This is a genomic window from Pseudomonas sp. AL10 (assembly GCF_029960685.1).
In the GTDB taxonomy this organism is placed as follows: Bacteria; Pseudomonadota; Gammaproteobacteria; order Pseudomonadales; family Pseudomonadaceae; genus Aquipseudomonas; species Aquipseudomonas lactis.
On record NZ_JASBQZ010000008.1, the window covers coordinates 30,453 to 47,932 of the forward strand.

Annotated in this window: 17 protein-coding genes; 12 read left to right on the forward strand and 5 right to left on the reverse strand. The window is 54.5% G+C overall.

Annotation, left to right across the window (positions count from 1 at the left end; all coding sequences use genetic code 11):
* Positions 1-4 precede the first annotated feature (4 nt).
* Genes QK296_RS10950 through QK296_RS10970 form a run of 5 tightly spaced genes read left to right on the forward strand, consistent with a single transcriptional unit; the run spans position 5 to position 6,945 of the window.
* A complete protein-coding gene (locus QK296_RS10950; RefSeq protein ID WP_057711876.1) occupies positions 5-2,158 on the forward strand; it encodes a peptidase domain-containing ABC transporter in 2,154 nt (717 codons plus the stop codon).
* Positions 2,158-3,576, forward strand: coding sequence for a TolC family protein (locus tag QK296_RS10955; RefSeq protein ID WP_057711875.1), 1,419 nt, complete (start codon positions 2,158-2,160; stop codon positions 3,574-3,576). The genes QK296_RS10950 and QK296_RS10955 overlap by 1 nt, the downstream gene beginning before the upstream one ends.
* The gene (locus QK296_RS10960; protein ID WP_169856031.1) at positions 3,513-4,754 is read left to right on the forward strand and encodes an SbmA/BacA-like family transporter; all 1,242 of its coding nucleotides are present in this window, start codon (positions 3,513-3,515) and stop codon (positions 4,752-4,754) included. Before QK296_RS10955 ends, QK296_RS10960 begins: the two co-directional genes overlap by 64 nt.
* Positions 4,755-4,763: 9 nt before the next feature.
* Entirely contained in the window at positions 4,764-6,491 is a 1,728-nt protein-coding gene (locus tag QK296_RS10965; RefSeq protein ID WP_169856032.1) for a hypothetical protein, read from the forward strand.
* Positions 6,484-6,945 (forward strand): toxin-activating lysine-acyltransferase, encoded by a 462-nt coding sequence (locus QK296_RS10970; RefSeq protein ID WP_169856033.1) that lies wholly within the window; start codon positions 6,484-6,486, stop codon positions 6,943-6,945. Before QK296_RS10965 ends, QK296_RS10970 begins: the two co-directional genes overlap by 8 nt.
* Before the next feature lie 255 nt (positions 6,946-7,200).
* Here QK296_RS10970 and QK296_RS10975 read toward each other — a convergent pair whose 3' ends face one another.
* Together QK296_RS10975 and QK296_RS10980 are read right to left on the reverse strand one after the other, a co-directional pair.
* Entirely contained in the window at positions 7,201-7,494 is a 294-nt protein-coding gene (locus QK296_RS10975) for a hypothetical protein (protein ID WP_094773793.1), read from the reverse strand.
* Between the two features lie 889 nt (positions 7,495-8,383).
* A complete protein-coding gene (locus QK296_RS10980) occupies positions 8,384-10,246 on the reverse strand; it encodes a DUF3857 and transglutaminase domain-containing protein (protein ID WP_282390907.1) in 1,863 nt (620 codons plus the stop codon).
* Between the two features lie 315 nt (positions 10,247-10,561).
* Between QK296_RS10980 and QK296_RS10985 the strand changes: the two genes are divergently transcribed.
* The gene (locus tag QK296_RS10985) at positions 10,562-10,735 is read left to right on the forward strand and encodes a hypothetical protein (RefSeq protein WP_003192704.1); all 174 of its coding nucleotides are present in this window, start codon (positions 10,562-10,564) and stop codon (positions 10,733-10,735) included.
* A 23-nt stretch (positions 10,736-10,758) separates the two neighbouring features.
* On the opposite strand, the gene QK296_RS10990 is transcribed toward QK296_RS10985, so the two are convergent.
* Positions 10,759-11,199, reverse strand: coding sequence for a hotdog fold domain-containing protein (locus QK296_RS10990; RefSeq protein WP_069557709.1), 441 nt, complete (start codon positions 11,197-11,199; stop codon positions 10,759-10,761).
* Positions 11,200-11,333: 134 nt separating this feature from the next.
* On the opposite strand from QK296_RS10990, the gene QK296_RS10995 reads away from it, so the two are divergent.
* The 5 genes from QK296_RS10995 (at position 11,334) to QK296_RS11015 (ending at position 15,560) form a co-directional block, all read left to right on the forward strand.
* Positions 11,334-11,951: a TetR/AcrR family transcriptional regulator gene (locus QK296_RS10995; protein ID WP_054921569.1), complete on the forward strand. Its 618-nt coding sequence runs from the start codon at positions 11,334-11,336 to the stop codon at positions 11,949-11,951.
* Between the two features lie 240 nt (positions 11,952-12,191).
* On the forward strand, positions 12,192-13,403 hold the full coding sequence (locus QK296_RS11000) for a YeeE/YedE family protein (RefSeq protein WP_003192699.1): 1,212 nt from the start codon (positions 12,192-12,194) through the stop codon (positions 13,401-13,403).
* Positions 13,393-13,926: a GNAT family N-acetyltransferase gene (locus QK296_RS11005; protein ID WP_003192697.1), complete on the forward strand. Its 534-nt coding sequence runs from the start codon at positions 13,393-13,395 to the stop codon at positions 13,924-13,926. The genes QK296_RS11000 and QK296_RS11005 overlap by 11 nt, the downstream gene beginning before the upstream one ends.
* A gap of 91 nt (positions 13,927-14,017) precedes the next feature.
* Positions 14,018-14,560 (forward strand): isochorismatase family protein, encoded by a 543-nt coding sequence (locus QK296_RS11010; protein ID WP_169856036.1) that lies wholly within the window; start codon positions 14,018-14,020, stop codon positions 14,558-14,560.
* A 4-nt stretch (positions 14,561-14,564) separates the two neighbouring features.
* Positions 14,565-15,560, forward strand: coding sequence for a helix-turn-helix domain-containing protein (locus QK296_RS11015; protein ID WP_169856037.1), 996 nt, complete (start codon positions 14,565-14,567; stop codon positions 15,558-15,560).
* On the opposite strand, the gene QK296_RS11020 is transcribed toward QK296_RS11015, so the two are convergent.
* Both QK296_RS11020 and QK296_RS11025 read right to left on the reverse strand, forming a co-directional pair.
* On the reverse strand, positions 15,532-15,702 hold the full coding sequence (locus QK296_RS11020; protein WP_003192693.1) for a DUF2986 domain-containing protein: 171 nt from the start codon (positions 15,700-15,702) through the stop codon (positions 15,532-15,534). The genes QK296_RS11015 and QK296_RS11020 overlap by 29 nt on opposite strands.
* Positions 15,703-15,814: 112 nt before the next feature.
* The gene (locus tag QK296_RS11025; RefSeq protein ID WP_169856038.1) at positions 15,815-16,843 is read right to left on the reverse strand and encodes an alpha/beta fold hydrolase; all 1,029 of its coding nucleotides are present in this window, start codon (positions 16,841-16,843) and stop codon (positions 15,815-15,817) included.
* 139 nt (positions 16,844-16,982) lie between these two features.
* On the opposite strand from QK296_RS11025, the gene QK296_RS11030 reads away from it, so the two are divergent.
* Positions 16,983-17,438, forward strand: a complete 456-nt coding sequence (locus QK296_RS11030; protein ID WP_282390908.1) for a MerR family transcriptional regulator — start codon at positions 16,983-16,985, stop codon at positions 17,436-17,438.
* Positions 17,439-17,480: the final 42 nt, after the last annotated feature.

Genomic DNA, 17,480 nt, shown 5'->3' on the forward strand with positions numbered 1-17,480 from the left:
CAGCATGAGCTACCTCGATGCGATCTCCTTGCGAATGGGTCGCCGCCTGCCCTTGATTCTGCAAACTGAAGCCACGGAGTGTGGCCTGGCCTGCCTGGCGATGATCACAGGCTTCCATGGTCATCATTCCACGTTGATGGACTTGCGCCGCCAATTCAACGTGTCGCTCAAAGGCAGTACGCTCAAGCAACTGATCCAGATTGCCGACCAGCTCAATCTCGGTACTCGGGCTGTCAGGCTGGAACTTGAAGATCTGAACAAACTCAAGCTGCCCTGTATTTTGCATTGGAACTTCAACCACTTCGTTGTGCTCAAGGCGGTAGAGAGTCAACAAATTATTGTGCATGACCCTGCGAGTGGCATGCGGCATCTGAGCTTGGCCGAGGCCAGCAAATCCTTTACCGGGGTAGCGCTCGAAGTCTGGCCGGAAGGAGGCTTTGAAAAGCAGGAGCCCAAGCCCCAGGTCAAACTGATGGGTATGCTGGGAAAAGTGAGTGGCCTTTATCGCTCCCTTGGGCAGGTATTGGTCTTGGCATTAGCCTTGGAAGTGTTCTCACTGGTCAGTCCGTTCTTGCTGCAATGGACGCTCGATAACGTATTGGTCACACAGGATCGTGACCTGCTGACCACGTTGATAATTGGCTTTGGCCTGTTGTTGCTGATGCAGCAAACGGTGAGTGCCATTAGGGCCTGGGTCATGATGCACATGAGTACGCTGTTGAGCGTGCAATGGTGTGCCAATGTCTTCAGTCATCTACTGCGCCTGCCAATCCAGTATTTTGAAAAGCGTCATCTGGGAGATGTTGTCTCACGCTTCGGTGCTGTCGACGTCATTCAGGGGACCCTGACAGCCGCGTTCTTTTCCGCCGTTCTGGATGGTCTGATGACCATCGCTACCTTCACGCTAATGCTTGTATACAGCCCATTATTGGCGGCCATCGCAGCAGCAGCGATGTTCCTGTACGCCCTGGTTCGCTGGGCGTGGTACTACCCGTTACGGCGGGCCAGCGAAGAGCAGATTGTTCACGCCGCTCGCCAGGAAAGCCACTTCTTGGAAACGGTACGCGGCATACGACCGATCAAGCTGTTCCAGCGCCAGAATGAACGGCGTCTCGCCTGGCTTGGATTGCTGGTAGAGCAGATCAATGCAGGATTGCGGACTCAGAAGTTACAGCTGATCTACACGCAGTTGAACGGTTTGATATTCGGTCTGGAAAGCCTGATCGCCGTAGGGGTCGGTGCGTCGATGGTCATGAATAACCAGTTCACCGTGGGTGTACTAATCGCCTTCATGGCTTATAAAAATCAGTTTGTCAGCCGCGTCGCGAGTCTGATCGATCATTTTTTTGAGCTTTACATGCTGCGTCTGCAAAGTGAGCGACTGGCCGACATCGTCATGCATCCACCGGAAGACAGTCGTGGGACGCTCGCCGGCGTGACGTGGCCAGCAAGCCCTGTAGATATTGAACTCAAAGGTGTGAAATATCGATATTCCGATCAAGAGCCATTCGTACTTGACGGTATTGATCTATGCATCGCACAGGGCGAGTCAGTGGCGATCACTGGGGTCTCGGGCAGTGGCAAGAGCACCCTTGTCAGCTTGCTGTTAGGAATCCTCCAGCCTACTGAGGGCAAGATTTGCATCGCCGGTAGTGATTTGCAGCAACTGGGTACCGAAAAGTTTCGCGGCAAGATCGGCACAGTCATGCAGGACGACTGTCTGTTCGCTGGTTCACTGTCAGACAACATTGTGTTTTTTGAGTCAAATCCTGATCTGGACTGGGCCATGGAGTGTGCACGCATGGCGTCCATTCATAGCGACATTCTGGCCATGCCGATGGGTTACAACACCTTGGTAGGTGATATGGGCACGGTGTTGTCTGGTGGTCAGAAACAGCGTGTGCTGTTAGCCAGGGCGCTCTACAAGAAACCCGACATTCTGATTCTGGATGAAGCCACCAGCCATCTGGATATGGCCTGCGAGCAACAGGTCAACGAGGCGGTGCGTGCGTTGGCGGTGACGCGCATCATCATCGCTCACCGCGCTGAGACGATTGCGTCGGCAGATCGGGTTGTGGTGATGGAGCATGGGCGGATTGTGCCGACACCGTTTGCCGAGACTCATTGTATTCATGCCATCGGCACGGTCACTTCGTGATGAGGGCGGCACGTACAGCAGCAATAGTGGCTGGTCTTTGTGCTGGCTCTCAGTGGGAAGCAGCAGCAGGTCTGGATGTGTTCATGACTGAGCGCACGGTTGCGCATACCGCCACTCAGCCCATCGACAGGGTTCCAGGAGCGTGCGAGAGCAGCCCGCTACCGGCGCGTTTAACATTGGAGAACATGATAGAGCGCGTGCTCTGTCACGACCCCCAAGCACGGCTGAACTGGGCAACTGCCAGGGCCATGGCCGCTGATGTCGGGGGGCGGCAGGCGGCGTATCTCCCCAGGCTCAACGCAAGTTCGGGTATCACCACGGGTCGCAACGACACGAATTATGACCAGCGTGAGGAATACTCCAACCGTGGTCATAAAAGCCAAGTGGATCATCGATTGGCCTTGAGTTGGGTGCTGTTTGATTTTGGTCGGCGCGATGCAGCATTGCGTAATGCTCGTCAATTGTTGATTGCGGCGAACGCCAATCAAGATGAGCAATTGCAGCAAACCTTCATACTGGCTGCGCAGTTGTATTACGACACGCTGGCTGCACAAAACAGTCAGATAGCTGCTGCTCAGGTGGCGGCCCTTGCAGCCGAAAACCTTAAGGCAGCCAGTGCCAAACATGACGCAGGCGCTGCTGCACTTTCGGACCGCCTCCAAGCCCAGGCAGCGTACTCCCAAGCGGCACTCAATGAAGTGCGCAGCAATGGTGCTTTAGTCAATGCCAAGGGGCTTATTGCCCTGCGCATGGGACTGGCGCCACAAACACCGCTGGAGCTAGCAGGAAGCCTGACACAGCGCCCGGATACGCACTTTGTCAAAGGCATTAATGAGCTACTTGAACAAGCCAAGCAGGATCATCCCTCGCTCATTGCTGCCAAGGCTCAGTTGAATGCGGCAAAGGCCGCCATCGACGAGAGTAAGGCGCAAGGTCGGCCTACATTGTCATTTATTGCCAGTGCCTCAGATGTGCAGCTTAACCAATCAATGGCGTTCAACGGCGATAGTCGAACTCGGGACAACAGTGTCGGCCTGCAGCTGAATATTCCTTTGTTTGAAGGATTCGAGCGCACTTATCAAGTAAGAAGCGCTCAAGCACGACTGGAGGCGAGGGAGGCCGAAGTGAGTGATGTGGAGCAGCGCATTTCGATAGACCTTTGGGGTAACTATCAGGCACTGATCACTGAAACGCGATCTTTGGAAAGAACGGCTGACTGGGTGGATCAATCCAACCAGGCACTGGAGGTAGTGCAAGGCCGATACCAATCCGGTGTTGGCAGCATGATCGAATTACTCAATGCATTGACTGCGTATGCGACCGCAGAGCAGCAGCACATTAATGCACTGAATAGTTGGCAAATGGCACGCTTGAAATTAGCGGCGAGCTTGGGGCGCCTGGGGTTCTGGGCGCTATAGTCGCTTGTGTTTTAAATAAACCAAAAACTATAACTAAAAATATAAATGTAAAAAGCCGAGAAGCCATGATGAATACGGAAGCAGAATGTGCAGTTGCGTCGAGATTTAACCGGAATAGCTTTCTGCGGAATACGTCACTTTTACTATCATTGTATTGGAGGTCGGAAGAAAAATTTTTTGCGTGGTGCGCACTCATTGCCTTGGTAACGCTCTCTCTGTTGGGGGTTGCAACTGCATTAGCGCTCAATGAGTGGTATAAGCACTTCTACAATGCCATTCAAGAACTGAATGCTCACAGGTTCTATACATTGATATCGGTTTTTCTTGGAGTTGTTTGTTTCTCGGTAGCACGCTCAGTGCTGACCACCTATTTGGTAGATATATTTGCACTTAAGTGGCGTCGGTGGCTGACTAATTATTATCTTTCTGAATGGATACTTCAGTCACCGCAGCCGGATCAGGTTGAACGTCACGTTGACAATCCAGATCAGCGTATCGCTGAGGATATCAATAAGTTTACTTATTCAACCGTCTATCTTGCTTGCGGGCTTCTTTATACGCTGGCGAGTGTGGTGTCATTCAGTGTGGTGCTCATCGCCATTTCGGGTAGTGCGTCACTGTGGGGGGTGACGGTTCCTGCCTATATGTTTTGGGTGGCGATTATATATGCTGTGCTGGGCATGTATATCAGTCAGAAAATCGGATTCAAACTTGTGTCCCTGAACAATCATCAGCAAAAGTCAGAAGCAGATTTACGTTATTGTTTGGTGCGGTTTCGTGATCGAAATAAAAAAGGGTATAGTAAAGCAATGCGAAGTTCTGAAAAGGCTAATCTTAGCAACAAGCTTGATATTAGTCTCGCTAATATGCGCCGTACCGTCCGGGTGAAAGTGCGCCTTTCGTTGTTTACAGAAAGTTATGGTCAGCTCTCATTGCTGTTTAGTAGTTTGCTGGCAGTGCCGAGGTTTTTTTCTGGCGCTATCAAGTTTGGCGATGTGATGCAGATTAATTCGGCATTCGGAAACCTCTGTGAAAATTTAAGTTGGTTTATTAATGCCTACCAGGACATAGCGGAGTGGAAAGCAACTACTGACCGAATGATATCTTTTGATGAGGCGTTGGCGCAGCAGGTTAAAATTTCAACGAGCTATCGTGACCTCATAAGACTTTCTAATTAAGGCGATAACATGTCTAAATTAACACTGAGCGATTTGCCGGAAGTGTTTGTCTCCTTTGAAACCGTAAAGGCCAATAGAGGAAAGGTTATCTATTACAACAAAGACCTTGGGGTTACCTTGAGTGCTTCGGAGTTAATGTCGAGATATAATTATATAACCATTGATACGGCTCTCGAGTCGGACAATTTTCTGGATAGAAAGGTTTTTTTTGCAGAACGATATGGCGGTGATGGGATCTCCACCAATGGTGGCGGAGGACGCTGTGGTTTCGATGGGGTATTTCAATTAAAAGGCTTGGGGCCTAATCAACTGGTCGGAGACAGGCCTCGGGATACGTATGGAAACTCACATGCAAATGGCCTTTTATCATTGGATGTGGCTATTTATGAGGCCATTTGGGCTGAGGTCATAAACATTGCGCTTCCCTACGGAGCAGTGAGGACTGTTGCCGTTATAGATCTGGAATATGATTTTGAAGAGCCAGACAAGAAACACGCTCGGGGCCTGTTGGTACGTTTGCCCGCAGTAAGACCCGCTCATTTTATTCGTGCAGTTTACTTTAAAGAGATGAAAATTGGTTCGCTTAGTGAGGACGCTAAGCGTGTAAAAAAGGCAGTAAAAAAGCTTGTTGATTTTCTTCCGAAAAACAATCATGAAGTCGAGTTTCAGGATTTAAATGTACGGATTACTTTAGGGATGGTTGAATTGGTAACGCGTTATGCCAAACAGTTTGCAGCGGCGAGAGCAAAACGAATATTTCATCAGAGTATTAGTGCGTCAAATATAACTTTAGAGGGGGGGTGGATGGACTTGGCGGGCGCGTCAGTATTTTCAGATAAGATCTGGTGGGAAGGATTCGATGTCAAACAATATTTGACGGAGTATGAGCCGGCAATTGGTAGTGTTCGCGATATGTGTTTTTATTTGTGCAAGTATCAAGTGATGAAAGTTGAGGAGTCAAATGAATTAGCGGAGTTGGCGATTACAGTTTTCAATCTTGAGTATAATAAAAGCTTGTCGCTATATAACGCGGCTCAGGCAGGGTTTCCTTTGGAAATACTAGGCGCTTTATCTGATGATATGTGTTTTTTAAGGTATTCTGATTTTATATATAAGGTTCTTAGGGATGATCGGCACACTGTAGCGCCAATTACAGCGAGGGGGGGGTGGACAGGTTACGAGCACTGGATTGCTAAGCTTTATAAGCAGCTTCTTCGGCAAAAAATCTATCAAACAAAAGAGAGCTTTTGTTGGTTTTCCAAGGACCAGGAATTCTTGAGGGGACTAATATATGCGTATGACGCACTATTTGATCTGGTTCTACGTAATTTTGAAGGTGTAGGAGGAACTTATAGCGGACTTTGTAAACTTGTGAGTATTAATGTTACTCGGCTGAATAGATGCGGTTCAGTACTGTTTAGTTTGCAGAGCGAAATCCCCAAAGCGCGTAAAGCGGCAGAGCTTGAGGATGGGAAGTTTGGAGTTGATAAGCTGTTTCAAGAGGCGATTGACTCTGCATGTTTAGCGTATAAGCATTATGCGGGCGTTCGTACTTTGTTCTGGAAGAGCGGGGCAGAAATGATTTTTTATGATGCATCGAATGATTGCTTTGTTACTAGTGTTGCCGGGCGAGAGGTTGTAATGACAGGTACATTTTCAGAAATTAGCGCGGCAGTAAGTTTGGTGAGATCCGCGGCTCCCTTTTACGATGACGTGATTGAGGTTTTTTATGAGTAAAAAATATAAAATATTCACCGAGTGCAAAAAAAGCAGCATCGACGAACAGGCAAAGACATTAGGTTTTGCGTTTTGGATTGCGATGCAATGTTCAGAATATTGCTTGTTCAGGTTGATCGATCTCAGGGCGTGGCTGATGCCAGCCATTCAGCACAAGCAAATAATGCTTTTCTTTGATGCCTTTGATAATCCAATTGGTTATGTGACTTGGGCGAACCTAGCTGCCGACGCTGAAGATCGCCTATTGAACGATCCGAATTTTTTACTTCACGAATGTGAGTGGGATGAGGGAAATAGAACGTGGATAATAGATTGTTGCTTTCCATTTGGGGGCGCGGTATTAGCTATGCCAGAACTTAGAGGTAAATTTATATCGCAGAGTATAAGTAGCGTTCATTGGGCTCGGAGGGCGGGCGACTACTCGGTTCGAAAAGTCGTCAGTTGTACTGTCTAGCTTGCTGTTGTGCGCGTGCTTGATTTATACATTGAAAATTTTTGGTTTTTTCTCAGAGGAGTAAACCGGCTCATCAATGAGATGTTAAGGTGGCGGTAATTTTTTCAAAGACTCCCTGACGGCAGCATAAATAAAAAATGCAATTATAAGCAATTTAGTGACTGGCGGCAGCGAGTATTTTACGATTAACGTATGCTGTAAGTTTTTTGGTTTGGGTTAAAGTATGGTCAAAGTATTAAAGGGTGGAGGGGACTTTCAAGGGCGGTTGATGCGGCGAAATAAGTCCAATACGGACCGCTTATGGTGAAAAAAATGTGCTATCAGGTAAGCGATTAGAATATTGACCAATGCCACCGCACCGCTTCTAAGAACAGCTTCGATAAGCAGCATTTTTTGATTGAAATGCAAGAATATCGTATTTGCTATGAGGATTAGTGCGCCCACAGTGACAATTACTAGATACTTGCGCGCAACTAATGCAGGTAGTATTACAGATACGCATAGAAGTCCCCAAAAACCATTCAATACCCCAAACGCGTCAAAAGTCATAAATATAATTCCTCAATACATGGGCGCTCTGTTACTTTTGATAGCAGAACACCCAAGCTTCTGGGTGTCCATTTTTAATGGTTCGCTGGGGCCTAGGAAATTGGGATCGTGAGATACGCCACATTTCTTATGTGAAACACGATACCTCAAGAACTTGAGATGTTTCGAGTGAAAAGCCCAGTTGCGCTGGCCGTTGCAACGGAATATGCATAGTATACCCCTTTACCCACCCCTGTTGCGACCGAAGCGACAGCACTGTACCCCGCAGATACTCCTCCCATAACGGCCGCTCCGGCGATTTGTCCTGGACTTCCGCCGCTCAGATATGCACTCGTACCGCCTCCAATAGCACCGCCTATAACAACGACTGCTGGATGTACCCCTCCAGCAATTGTTTGAATTTCATCGTCCGTAAGCTTTCTCATTAGGTCATCATCCTATACCAGTTTTCACCCTAAACAACAGCGATCAAAAAGTGCTTCGCAGCTGTATCGCGTAATAGAGTAACGCTCCGCAGCGTATTCTAGTACCCCTACATGTGTAGGGTTATTAAGAGGTGCCTTTGCATACTGCTATATAAGAATAAGACCAATGGGTGCGTGATTCTATTGCTGGATATTTTATATTATTTTTGAAGGTTTACGTCGATATTTGCTTGTTGAGTCGTCTGGGCTTGGTCTGACTTTCGGCTAACGAAGGGATTTCAAACTCAAGTGAGTAGCGTAAAAAATCGTAGAAAGGCCCGTGCGCTCATGTGAGTTGACAGACGTTTAAAAATATTTGACGTTATTGCGACAGCGGTAACGATTTTTTATACCCGCGTCTCAGCATCGCAGCCCACGACTCCCGCGCGCCAGTGAGTCACTGACACGCAAGCACGGCGAGGACTTTACAACGTTTGCACAATGACCTGGCTTTTCAAATCGTTGACCATGCCTTCAATCGCCGGCTGCATGGCCGCAAAATCCTCCGGGGTGCAGAGAATCTCTGGCTTGCTAAACACATATTGGCGCGTGATCAGCACCGTATTGGCCTTCTTCACATAGGTCGAGCGATAGTCGAAGCCTGCGTGTTTCAGCGACACTGCCTTGGGCACCGCGAGGATCTTCACCTTGGCGGGGAACTCCAGGCGCGCAACTTCTGAGATTTCACTCGAAAGGCAGGAGAAGTTCTGAGTACGTTCCTTTTCGGCCATCAAGGAAAACACGCTCTGGCCAATACCGCCGGCCAGGCTGGAGAGGGTAGGCACCCCGGTCGGGCCAGGCAGGTTGACCAGATTGCTGGTGTGGCCTTTGAGGGTGAACTTGAAGGTATTGGCAGTACTGTCCAAAGCGTCAGTTTCGATCACGCCGCTACCGGATTGCCCAAACATGCTCAGGACCTGTTGCACCAACTGATTACGGTCGGCTGGCTGCATGGCCTTGAGCATGAAGCGGTTAAGCTCCGCGCCCCAACCGTCGATGGTGGAGTCGTTGGTAAAGTCTGCAGCGCCTTTGGTGTTGACCTTGAACACCATGGTTGTGTCCACTTTGCCAGGCTGGCGGGACGGTGTCTGCTTACGTTCACCGGTCTGTGTCAGCAATACCAGTTTGCCGAGTTCGGGCAGAGGCAGGTAGCCAGCGGCGATGGGCGTCGCGGTGGAGTCCAGGTACAGATCGAGGCTGGGTACATAAGTGATCACATGATTGAGCACGCCCAGGGTTGGCACCTTGGGCAGTACGTAGGCGTTGTCGGCGTTGATCAGGGCGGGAGAGCTTTCAATGGCGACGGCTTTGAGCAGTGCTTCAAGCAGGGCCACATGGTCCTTGCAGTCGCCGTAGCGGTTATCCAGCACCGCCTGCGCTGAATGCGGCACCACGCCCCCCGCTCCGACGTACACGGCCACATAGCGGATGTTCTTGCGTACCCAATCACTCAGCACCAGGGCCTTGCTGCGTGGGTTGTCGAGGTTGGCGGTGAGTTCCTTGGCCAGTTGGGTCATGGCCGGGGTCACTTCTACCTGTGCGCGTGCGGCGTAGGCCTGGGCAAACTGTTTGTAGTCGGTGAACGTCGATACGGCCAGCAGTTGCCCGTAGTCGGTGTAGGCAACGGAGCCATCTTCCACGCGATTTTTCTTGGTTTGCTCCAAGTCCCAGCGGTACACCGTTCGCCCGTTGGCGTTGGCTGGCGCGGACGCTTTGAAACCCCGTGAGTCGGCGTACAGCTTCATTTCGGCGGGCATGTCGTAGCTCAGGCGCACCTGCTCATTCTGGTAAAAGTCCGGCGAGAAAAGGTCTTCGAACTGCCCCGCAAACAACGGTGTATTGCGATGGCGCTGGTACCGCAGAACCATGCGATCACCCACTTGCAGCTCCGGGAAGATCACCACTTTGACCCGCGAGTCCTGAAACATCGGCGCCTGGGCAGACTCCAGTTCCTGCTGCTCCTTGATCCGGTCTGGTGTTACCACGACTTTGCGGCCATCGGATTTGAGCGTGTAGGCCTCGACAATATCCAGAGTTTCCAGGGTGCGATTGTAGGTCACAGAGCGCTGGGCGTTGGAGGTGATCGCGCGCTCTTCATTGATCCGCATAACCCGTTCGACATCCAGCACAAAGCTACCGTCGGGGTTCACGACGTAGGACTGGATGTTTTTTTCGTGGGTCAGGGAAAGGTCGGTGTAATCGGCACGGGCTGGCGTCGTCAACAGCGCGCAGACCGTGACTGCCAGCACACCGAACAGGCGTAACGAAGAGAGCGGGAGGCTTTGCATAGAGATCCTTCTGAGCTAGGGGGCGCCATTTCACCGGCCGTGTGTTCCTGAATAAGCCGATGGATAGGACTCGCAAGTGCTTCGCCTACTCAATTGGCTGACGTTCAGGGGTTATGAAGATTTTTAGGTTTCTCTCGCACGCTATGTGTGCCGAGACTTCCCATTGAGTAAGACGTTTTCGAAGGATTTTATTTAGCGATGGTTAATCAGAAAGTTAAAAGCTTTGATCCGTGTCTCTTGGGAGAAGAGGTATTTTTTTGACGGCCGATGATCTTTCCCGTCCTCTTATTTGATATGCCGATAAGGCGTTCGCCATTGATACCTTCGCCCTGGAAAAGACCGGTTCAGCTCGCCGTTGGCGGTATTGCCGATGCGCAATTGATGCCGCATATCGCCGGCGATACCACCACGGCAATCCGCACCGCTTCGCAGTGCAGCGTCGACCGCATCCATGCGTCCAGTCACGCATTGCAGATGCCGCGTAGCTGATACTGCCTGGGCCGGCCGAATGCCTAAGCGAGTTTCACATTCATGGTGATGTGGGCGGTGAAGACCTTGACGCCACCGGCATCAAAGATCTCCACCGGCACGATCTTGTCTCCGGCGGTTTGCCAATCGATAGCGCTGCCATCGGCAACAGCGCGGATATCGGTTTTCGCCTTGGCCAGGTATTCCACAGTCATGCCTTTGGGAATCCAGCGTGCGCCTGCGGGGATCGACGCGTCGGTCATCATGCCACCGGCCAGTTCGGCGGCGTTGCACAGTGCGATGGCGTGCACGGAGGCCAGGTGGTTAGTGATTTCCTTGCGAAACGGCACGGTGACCACCGCATGGTTGGGTTTGAGCTCCGCGATCTCGGGCGTGATGGTGCTGAAGTAGGGTGCCATCTGGCAGGCCAGGTTGCTGAATGCAGTGGGGCCTACGCTATTGAACATGCTCAGGGCTTGGCTCATCGGAATATCCTTAAGGGTCATTTGCAGAATAATATTCTGTAACGGAACAATATTCTGTTGATTCCGCGGCTGTCAACCTGAGCTTTCTCTGCCGGTCGTTCAGCCTATAAACTGTTTTGATTTGGCGTTCCTCCATGCACTCCATCGATCTCATCGAGCGCACCTTCCCCGGCAGGCGCAGCGACCTCAAGCGCATCATCCTGCGCGAAGCACTGGCGTGTTTTAACGAGGTGGGCATCGAGGCGACCTCTATCGAAACCATTCGCGCGCGCTGCGACACCAGCGTGGGCGCTATCTATCACCACTTCGGCAATAAAGAGGGGTTGGTCGCTGCGCTGTTCTTTGCTGCGCTGGAGGACCAGGCCAGCCTGCGTGACCACTATCTGCAAGCGGCGGATACGGCCCACGCAGGCGTCGTCGGGCTGGTGTACAGCTACGTTGAATGGGTGACCGCACAGCCGGACTGGGCGCGGTTCGTGTTTCAAAGCCGCTTTGCCGTCTCCAGCGGCCCGTTCAAGGACGAGTTGCTTGCACGCAATAAACAGCGTAACCAGCAGCTGAAGGAGTGGATGAGCGGGGAAGGGCGCAAGGAGCATTTCAGCCACTTGCCAGCAGAACTGATTCCCTCGTTGATTATCGGCGCTGCGGAAAGTTACTCGCGTGCGTGGTTGTCGGCGAAGGTCAAAAAGAGTCCATTTGAATACCGCGAACTGCTGGCTGAAGCGGCGTGGAAGTCGATCAGCCTGGGTTAGTCAGGCCTGCTCATCTCCTGCAGGAGCTGTCGAGCGGTGTTATTGTCGGGAGTTGTGTTTGGTGCGGTGGCCCTGCAAAGCGTGATTCCACATACACCGCCGATCCCCTGTGGGAGCTGTCGAGCTTTAGCGAGGCTGCGAAAGCGGTGGGTCAAACAATGAGCCTTTGGGCAATGCCCCCCACCTGATCAAATTGCGTCTGAGGCTATACTTGCCTCCTTCCAACCAATCGAGATCCCCATGAGCACCTCTCTTTCCCTGTCGCCCGGGCGCAAGCCCGTCGCGCCACTGATCGCTTTTGTCATCCTGGTGGCGGGCGCTCTGTTCCTGCAAAACACTGTGGGCGCGCGCCAGGTGTTGTTGCTGGTGGTCGGCGCCGCGCTCGGCCTGACCTTGTATCACGCTGCCTTCGGTTTTACTTCGGCCTGGCGCGTGTTTATCAATGATCGGCGTGGCGCCGGCTTGCGTGCGCAGATGGTGATGCTGGCGGTGGCGGTGGTGCTGTTTTTCCCGGCGCTGGGCGCGGGCACTTTGTTTGGCCAGCCGGTGACCGGGCTGGTGGCGCCAGCGGGTGTGTCGGTGGTGTTCGGGGCGTTTATTTTCGGGATCGGCATGCAGCTGGGCGGCGGGTGTGCGTCGGGCACCTTGTTCACCGTCGGCGGCGGTAATGCGCGGATGTTGGTGACACTGCTGTTCTTTATTTGTGGCTCGTTGATCGCCACCCATCACGTCGACTGGTGGTTTGCACTGCCATCGTTCCCGGCGGTTTCCATTGTCAAAAGTTTCGGTGTGCTGCCGGCGCTGGTTCTGAGCCTGGCGGTGTTCGGGCTGATTGCAATGGTGACCGTGCGCCTGGAAAAGCGCCGTCATGGTCAGCTTGAACAAGGCGTACAAAGCGAGCACCAAGGGCTGCGTCGCTTCCTGCGCGGGCCGTGGCCGTTGGTGTGGGGCGCGATTGGCCTGGCGTTGCTCAACTACGCGACCCTGGCCCTGGCCGGGCGGCCATGGGGCATTACCTCGGCGTTCGCGCTGTGGGGCGCCAAGGTGGCGAGCGGGCTGGGCGTAGACGTCGCCAGTTGGGCATTCTGGCAAATGCCGGGCAATGCCAAGGCCCTGGCTGCACCGGTATGGGAAGACATTACCAGCGTCATGGATATCGGCATTGTTCTCGGTGCGTTGTTGGCCGCAGGCCTGGCCGGGCGCTTCGCCCCCAGCCTGAACATCCCACTGCGTTCATTGATCGCGGCGGTGATCGGCGGCTTGATGCTCGGCTACGGTTCGCGCCTGGCCTATGGCTGCAACATCGGCGCGTACTTCAGTGGCATCGCCTCGGGCAGCCTGCATGGCTGGGTGTGGTTGGTGGCGGCCTTTATCGGCAACGGCGTGGGCGTGCGCTTGCGGCCCTTCTTCTTTGCGGGCGAACGGCCCCAGGTGGCATTGAGTGGCTGCTGAGCAGTCCGCCTATATTCGCCTGGCGCGCGCGCAAGATGCCGGTTTGTTGCCCGCCATCGAGCAGTGCGCGGCCCAGGCGTTTCGCGCAATCGAAGGGCTGGCTTGGCTGGCGGATGCCGCGCCGATCGGCGTCGAGTGCCATCGGCAGTGGATCGCGCTATCGACCTGTTGGGTGGTGGTTGATGACCTCGATCACCCTCAAGGCTTCCTCAGCGCAGAACGCTTTGGCGACGACCTGCATATCCATGAAGTGTCGGTTGCTCAGCCGCTCCAAGGCCAGGGCTGGGGGCGCAGATTGATGGAAACGGCGATAGATCATGCCCGCGCCCAACACCTGCGTGCGGTGACGCTGACCACTTTCAAGCATGTACCCTGGAATGCTCCGTTCTACCGGCGCCTGGGCTTTGCAATTCACCTCGATCCGCGTCTGGAAACGATCCTGGCGGATGAATACGTCCATGGCTTCGAACCCGGCAGCCGTTGTGCTATGGCGTGCCCGGTGATATGTCCGAATCCGTCCTGAAGTAGTCTGCCTTGCGTCTGTCGCGCACTGTAGGTGGTCCTTACCATGGCGTGCATCATTTACCCACTGATGCAAGCCACAAGGACTGTCCATGACCCATAAAGCCCTGATCGTGATCGACGCCCAACATTCCTTCCGCCATTCAACCTACTGGTCCGAAAATGACCTGCCCGACTACCTGGAAAAACAGCAGGCGCTCATCGACGGCTGTGTTCAGCGGGGCATCCCGGTGGTACAAGTCTTCCATGTTGAAGACCAGGGGCATTTCTCCATGCAGTCGGGCAACGTCAGGGCACTGAGCGAGTTGTCGATCAATCCGCAGTTGGTAATCCATAAGCGCTACCACAGCGCTTTGGCCGGTACGCCACTGGCCGCGCGCCTGGTGGAAATGGGCGTCACCACGCTGATCATCAGCGGCATCCGCACCGAGCAATGCTGCGAGACCACCACGCGGCAGGCTTCCGACAGCGGCTTCAAGGTGGATTTTGTCAGCGAGGCGACCCTGACCTTCCCGATGGCCCACGCGCGTAGCGGCCGGGTCTATACGCCGGCCGAGATTCGCGCACGCACGGAGTTGGTCCTCGATGACCGCTTCGCCCGCATCGTGACGGTTGCCCAGGCACTGGCGGAGTGAAGTGGTGAGCGTACCGGTGCTGTTCGTGCTATTGCCAAACGTGCTGATGCTCGACCTGGCCGGGCCTGCCGAAGTACTGCGCCTGGCCGCGCAGGTCGACGACCCGGCTGCGGTGGATTTCGACTTGCAATACGTCAGCCCGGTGGCAACGCTGCACACCTCCATCGGCTTGCCGCTGACGGGGCTGGCGCCACTGCCGTCGACCCTGGCCCCCGGTACGCTGGTGGTGTTGGTGGGCTCCACGATGAACGTGTCGAAAGCCCAGCAAAAGGCCTTCGAATCGGCCAGCCATCAGCTCACCCAGTGGTTGCAAAACGTCTTCGCCCCCTCGGCCGAGCGTCTGGTGTGCGTGTGCGCCGGCGCATTGAGTGCCGCCAGGGCCGGGCTGCTCGATGGGCGCCAATGCACCACGCACCATTCTCTGTGCGCCACCCTGCAGGCCCTCGCCCCCGAGGCCCAGGTTCTGGAAAACCGCCTGTACGTCACTGATGGCCCGGTCAGTTGCAGTGCTGGTGTCACAGCAGGTATCGACCTGATGTTGCATCTGGTTGCCGAACTGGCCGGGCCACGCTTGGCGTGCGCGGTGGCGCGAGACATGGTGGTGTACCTGCGCCGCAGCGGCAGCGACCCGCAGTTGTCGCCCTGGATAACCGGGCGTAATCACCTGCACCCGGCGGTCCATCGCGTGCAAGACGCCATCACTGCCGCCCCCTGCGAAGCCTGGACACTCACCCGCATGGCAAGCCTGGCCTGCACCAGTAGCCGGCACCTGGCGCGCCTGTTCCAGGAGCACGTACAGATCAGCCCCTTGGATTACCTGCATCGCCTGCGCGTGGCCGTAGCCCGCGAACTGCTGGCCGAGTCGGACCTGGGCATTGAAACCGTCGCCGAACGCGCAGGCTTTGGTTCGGCGCGGCATCTGCGGCGGATCTGGGGCAAGTATGAAGCGGCCACCCCTTCAGCCATGCGTCTTACTCAGCAGGCGTCTCGGGGGGCGTAACCGAGTCCTGGCCAGCTTCGGTTTCCAGCTTCAAGCGGTCGGCCTTGCTGATGTATCTGTCTTTGCTTTTTGGCGCCAGCTTGGCACTGGCTTTTTTGGCTTTGGCCTTGAAGAGCTGCTGGAGTTTTTTCTGGCGGTTCATGTCGCGATGCCTGAGAGGGAAAGGCGCGGATGATACCAGTTTCAACACATATGACCGGGCCCTGGGTTAATGCCAGTCAGTCAAGGCAGAGGTGGTAACTGTGGCCAGAGATTCAGTGTGCCAAGAACTGGCTGATCAGCGTGATCACCTGCTGCTGGATCACAGGTCGTGGCCGTGCCCCCGGCCCATCCTGACAAATGATGCTGTCGCCCGGCACATCGGCATCAAGCACCGCCGCTGCGCCAGGTTTGCATTGCAACATAAAGCTGAAGTGATTGGCGTCGCTGATCTGCACGTACTGCGTCGAGGCTTTTGGCAGCCGCTTGGCCATGTCGGCCGATTCCATCTGCGCCGGCAAATCCGCTGACGGTACACCCGCCGCTATCACCAACGCCCGCACCGGCAGCGCCGCCAGGCTTGCATCGGTAAACCCGCGAGACAGGCCCAGGTCCAAAGACACCACGGCGCTGACGCGCTTGTCGCTCAAGTCCGCGGCCAATTGCGCCTTCCCGTTCGGAGTGCCCTCAGGGTTCATCTCACGGTAGGCGGTACACGCGACCAGCGTCGGATTGGCGCTGCAGTCCCGGGCAAACAGCGCCGGGTCGAAACGTGCACCGGCCGTCTCCATCACCGTCCAACCCCCGAGGGAATGACCCACCACCGCGATCCGGCCGCTGTCCACCGCACCGAATGGCTCGGGCTGCGCCAACAGCGCATCGATGGCCCGGCTCAAATCCCTGGGCCGTTGCCACAACTGCGCAGCGGCCTCGGCGCTGCGATCTTGGCTGGTAGTGCCCGGGTGGTTCACCGCCGCCACGATATAACCCTGCTGGGCCAGTGCACTGGCCAGCCACGCCTGCTTGCCCCAGTTACCACCGTAGCCGTGGGAGAGCACCACCAAAGGATGCTTGCCGGGCGTCGGTGCGGCATCAGGTACCGCAAGCACACCAATGAACACCAGGTTGTCGGCGATCAGCTTGGGTTGCGCGGTGGTAATGGCGGGGTACCACACGGCCATCTCCAATGGGCGAATGTTATGAGCGTCGGGGAGGCTAGTGGTTTGGAAACCGATGGGGTTGTCGTTGGCGAGTGCAGGCGCGGCAAGACCTATCAGGAGCAGGGCGGCGAGGATGGCTTTCATTGTTTTTATCGTCCTTGAAATGAAGGACGCAGCATGACCTGAATCGGTCGGTTCAGGTAGAGGGTAACGGGCGCCTTGGCCGCCCAATGACTTTAGGTTTAAAGTCAGCTTTAAGGTCAATGGTTTTTATGGATGGGACATGAGAATAGGCGAGTTGGCAAAAATCAGCGGGTTGGCGGCCTCACGCATTCGCTTCTACGAGGCGAGCGGTCTGATCCAATCGGTTGAGCGTAAGTCCAACGGCTATCGGGACTATGCGCCCGGCACCGAGGCGGTGTTGGAGATCATCACAGGCGCTCAGGCGGCAGGTTTTTCTCTGGAGGAAATCCGGCAGTTAATGCCCAGAAGCGCCGGTGGTTGGCAGCATGACGCGCTGCTCAGCGGGCTCAAGCACGAGGTCGAGGAAATCGAGGTCCTGCAACAACGGCTGGCCCAGAACAAGGCTCAGTTGCTGAATGTCATCAAGGGTATCGAAGGTAGGCCCGAGGGCATGGCCTGTGCGGAGAATGCGCAACTGCTGATTAATCGCCTGCGCGAGGGGGCGGCGCCGGCATCTTCCAAGAGAAAGAGCGCCCGCCAGGCTTCGAGGGCCTGACCGGCGCAAAGGCGCAGCCGAGTCGTCGTGAAGTCGATCATG

Excerpts from the sequence above, each read along its gene's own strand:
- QK296_RS10950 (WP_057711876.1), top strand. The coding sequence starts at position 5 with ATGAGCTACCTCGATGCGATCTCCTTGCGAATGGGTCGCCGCCTGCCC.
- QK296_RS10955 (WP_057711875.1), top strand. The coding sequence starts at position 2,158 with ATGAGGGCGGCACGTACAGCAGCAATAGTGGCTGGTCTTTGTGCTGGC.
- QK296_RS10965 (WP_169856032.1), top strand. The coding sequence starts at position 4,764 with ATGTCTAAATTAACACTGAGCGATTTGCCGGAAGTGTTTGTCTCCTTT.
- QK296_RS10970 (WP_169856033.1), top strand. The coding sequence starts at position 6,484 with ATGAGTAAAAAATATAAAATATTCACCGAGTGCAAAAAAAGCAGCATC.
- QK296_RS10975 (WP_094773793.1), bottom strand. The coding sequence starts at position 7,494 with ATGACTTTTGACGCGTTTGGGGTATTGAATGGTTTTTGGGGACTTCTA.
- QK296_RS10980 (WP_282390907.1), bottom strand. The coding sequence starts at position 10,246 with ATGCAAAGCCTCCCGCTCTCTTCGTTACGCCTGTTCGGTGTGCTGGCA.
- QK296_RS10990 (WP_069557709.1), bottom strand. The coding sequence starts at position 11,199 with ATGAGCCAAGCCCTGAGCATGTTCAATAGCGTAGGCCCCACTGCATTC.
- QK296_RS10995 (WP_054921569.1), top strand. The coding sequence starts at position 11,334 with ATGCACTCCATCGATCTCATCGAGCGCACCTTCCCCGGCAGGCGCAGC.
- QK296_RS11000 (WP_003192699.1), top strand. The coding sequence starts at position 12,192 with ATGAGCACCTCTCTTTCCCTGTCGCCCGGGCGCAAGCCCGTCGCGCCA.
- QK296_RS11010 (WP_169856036.1), top strand. The coding sequence starts at position 14,018 with ATGACCCATAAAGCCCTGATCGTGATCGACGCCCAACATTCCTTCCGC.
- QK296_RS11020 (WP_003192693.1), bottom strand. The coding sequence starts at position 15,702 with ATGAACCGCCAGAAAAAACTCCAGCAGCTCTTCAAGGCCAAAGCCAAA.
- QK296_RS11025 (WP_169856038.1), bottom strand. The coding sequence starts at position 16,843 with ATGAAAGCCATCCTCGCCGCCCTGCTCCTGATAGGTCTTGCCGCGCCT.
- QK296_RS11030 (WP_282390908.1), top strand. The coding sequence starts at position 16,983 with ATGAGAATAGGCGAGTTGGCAAAAATCAGCGGGTTGGCGGCCTCACGC.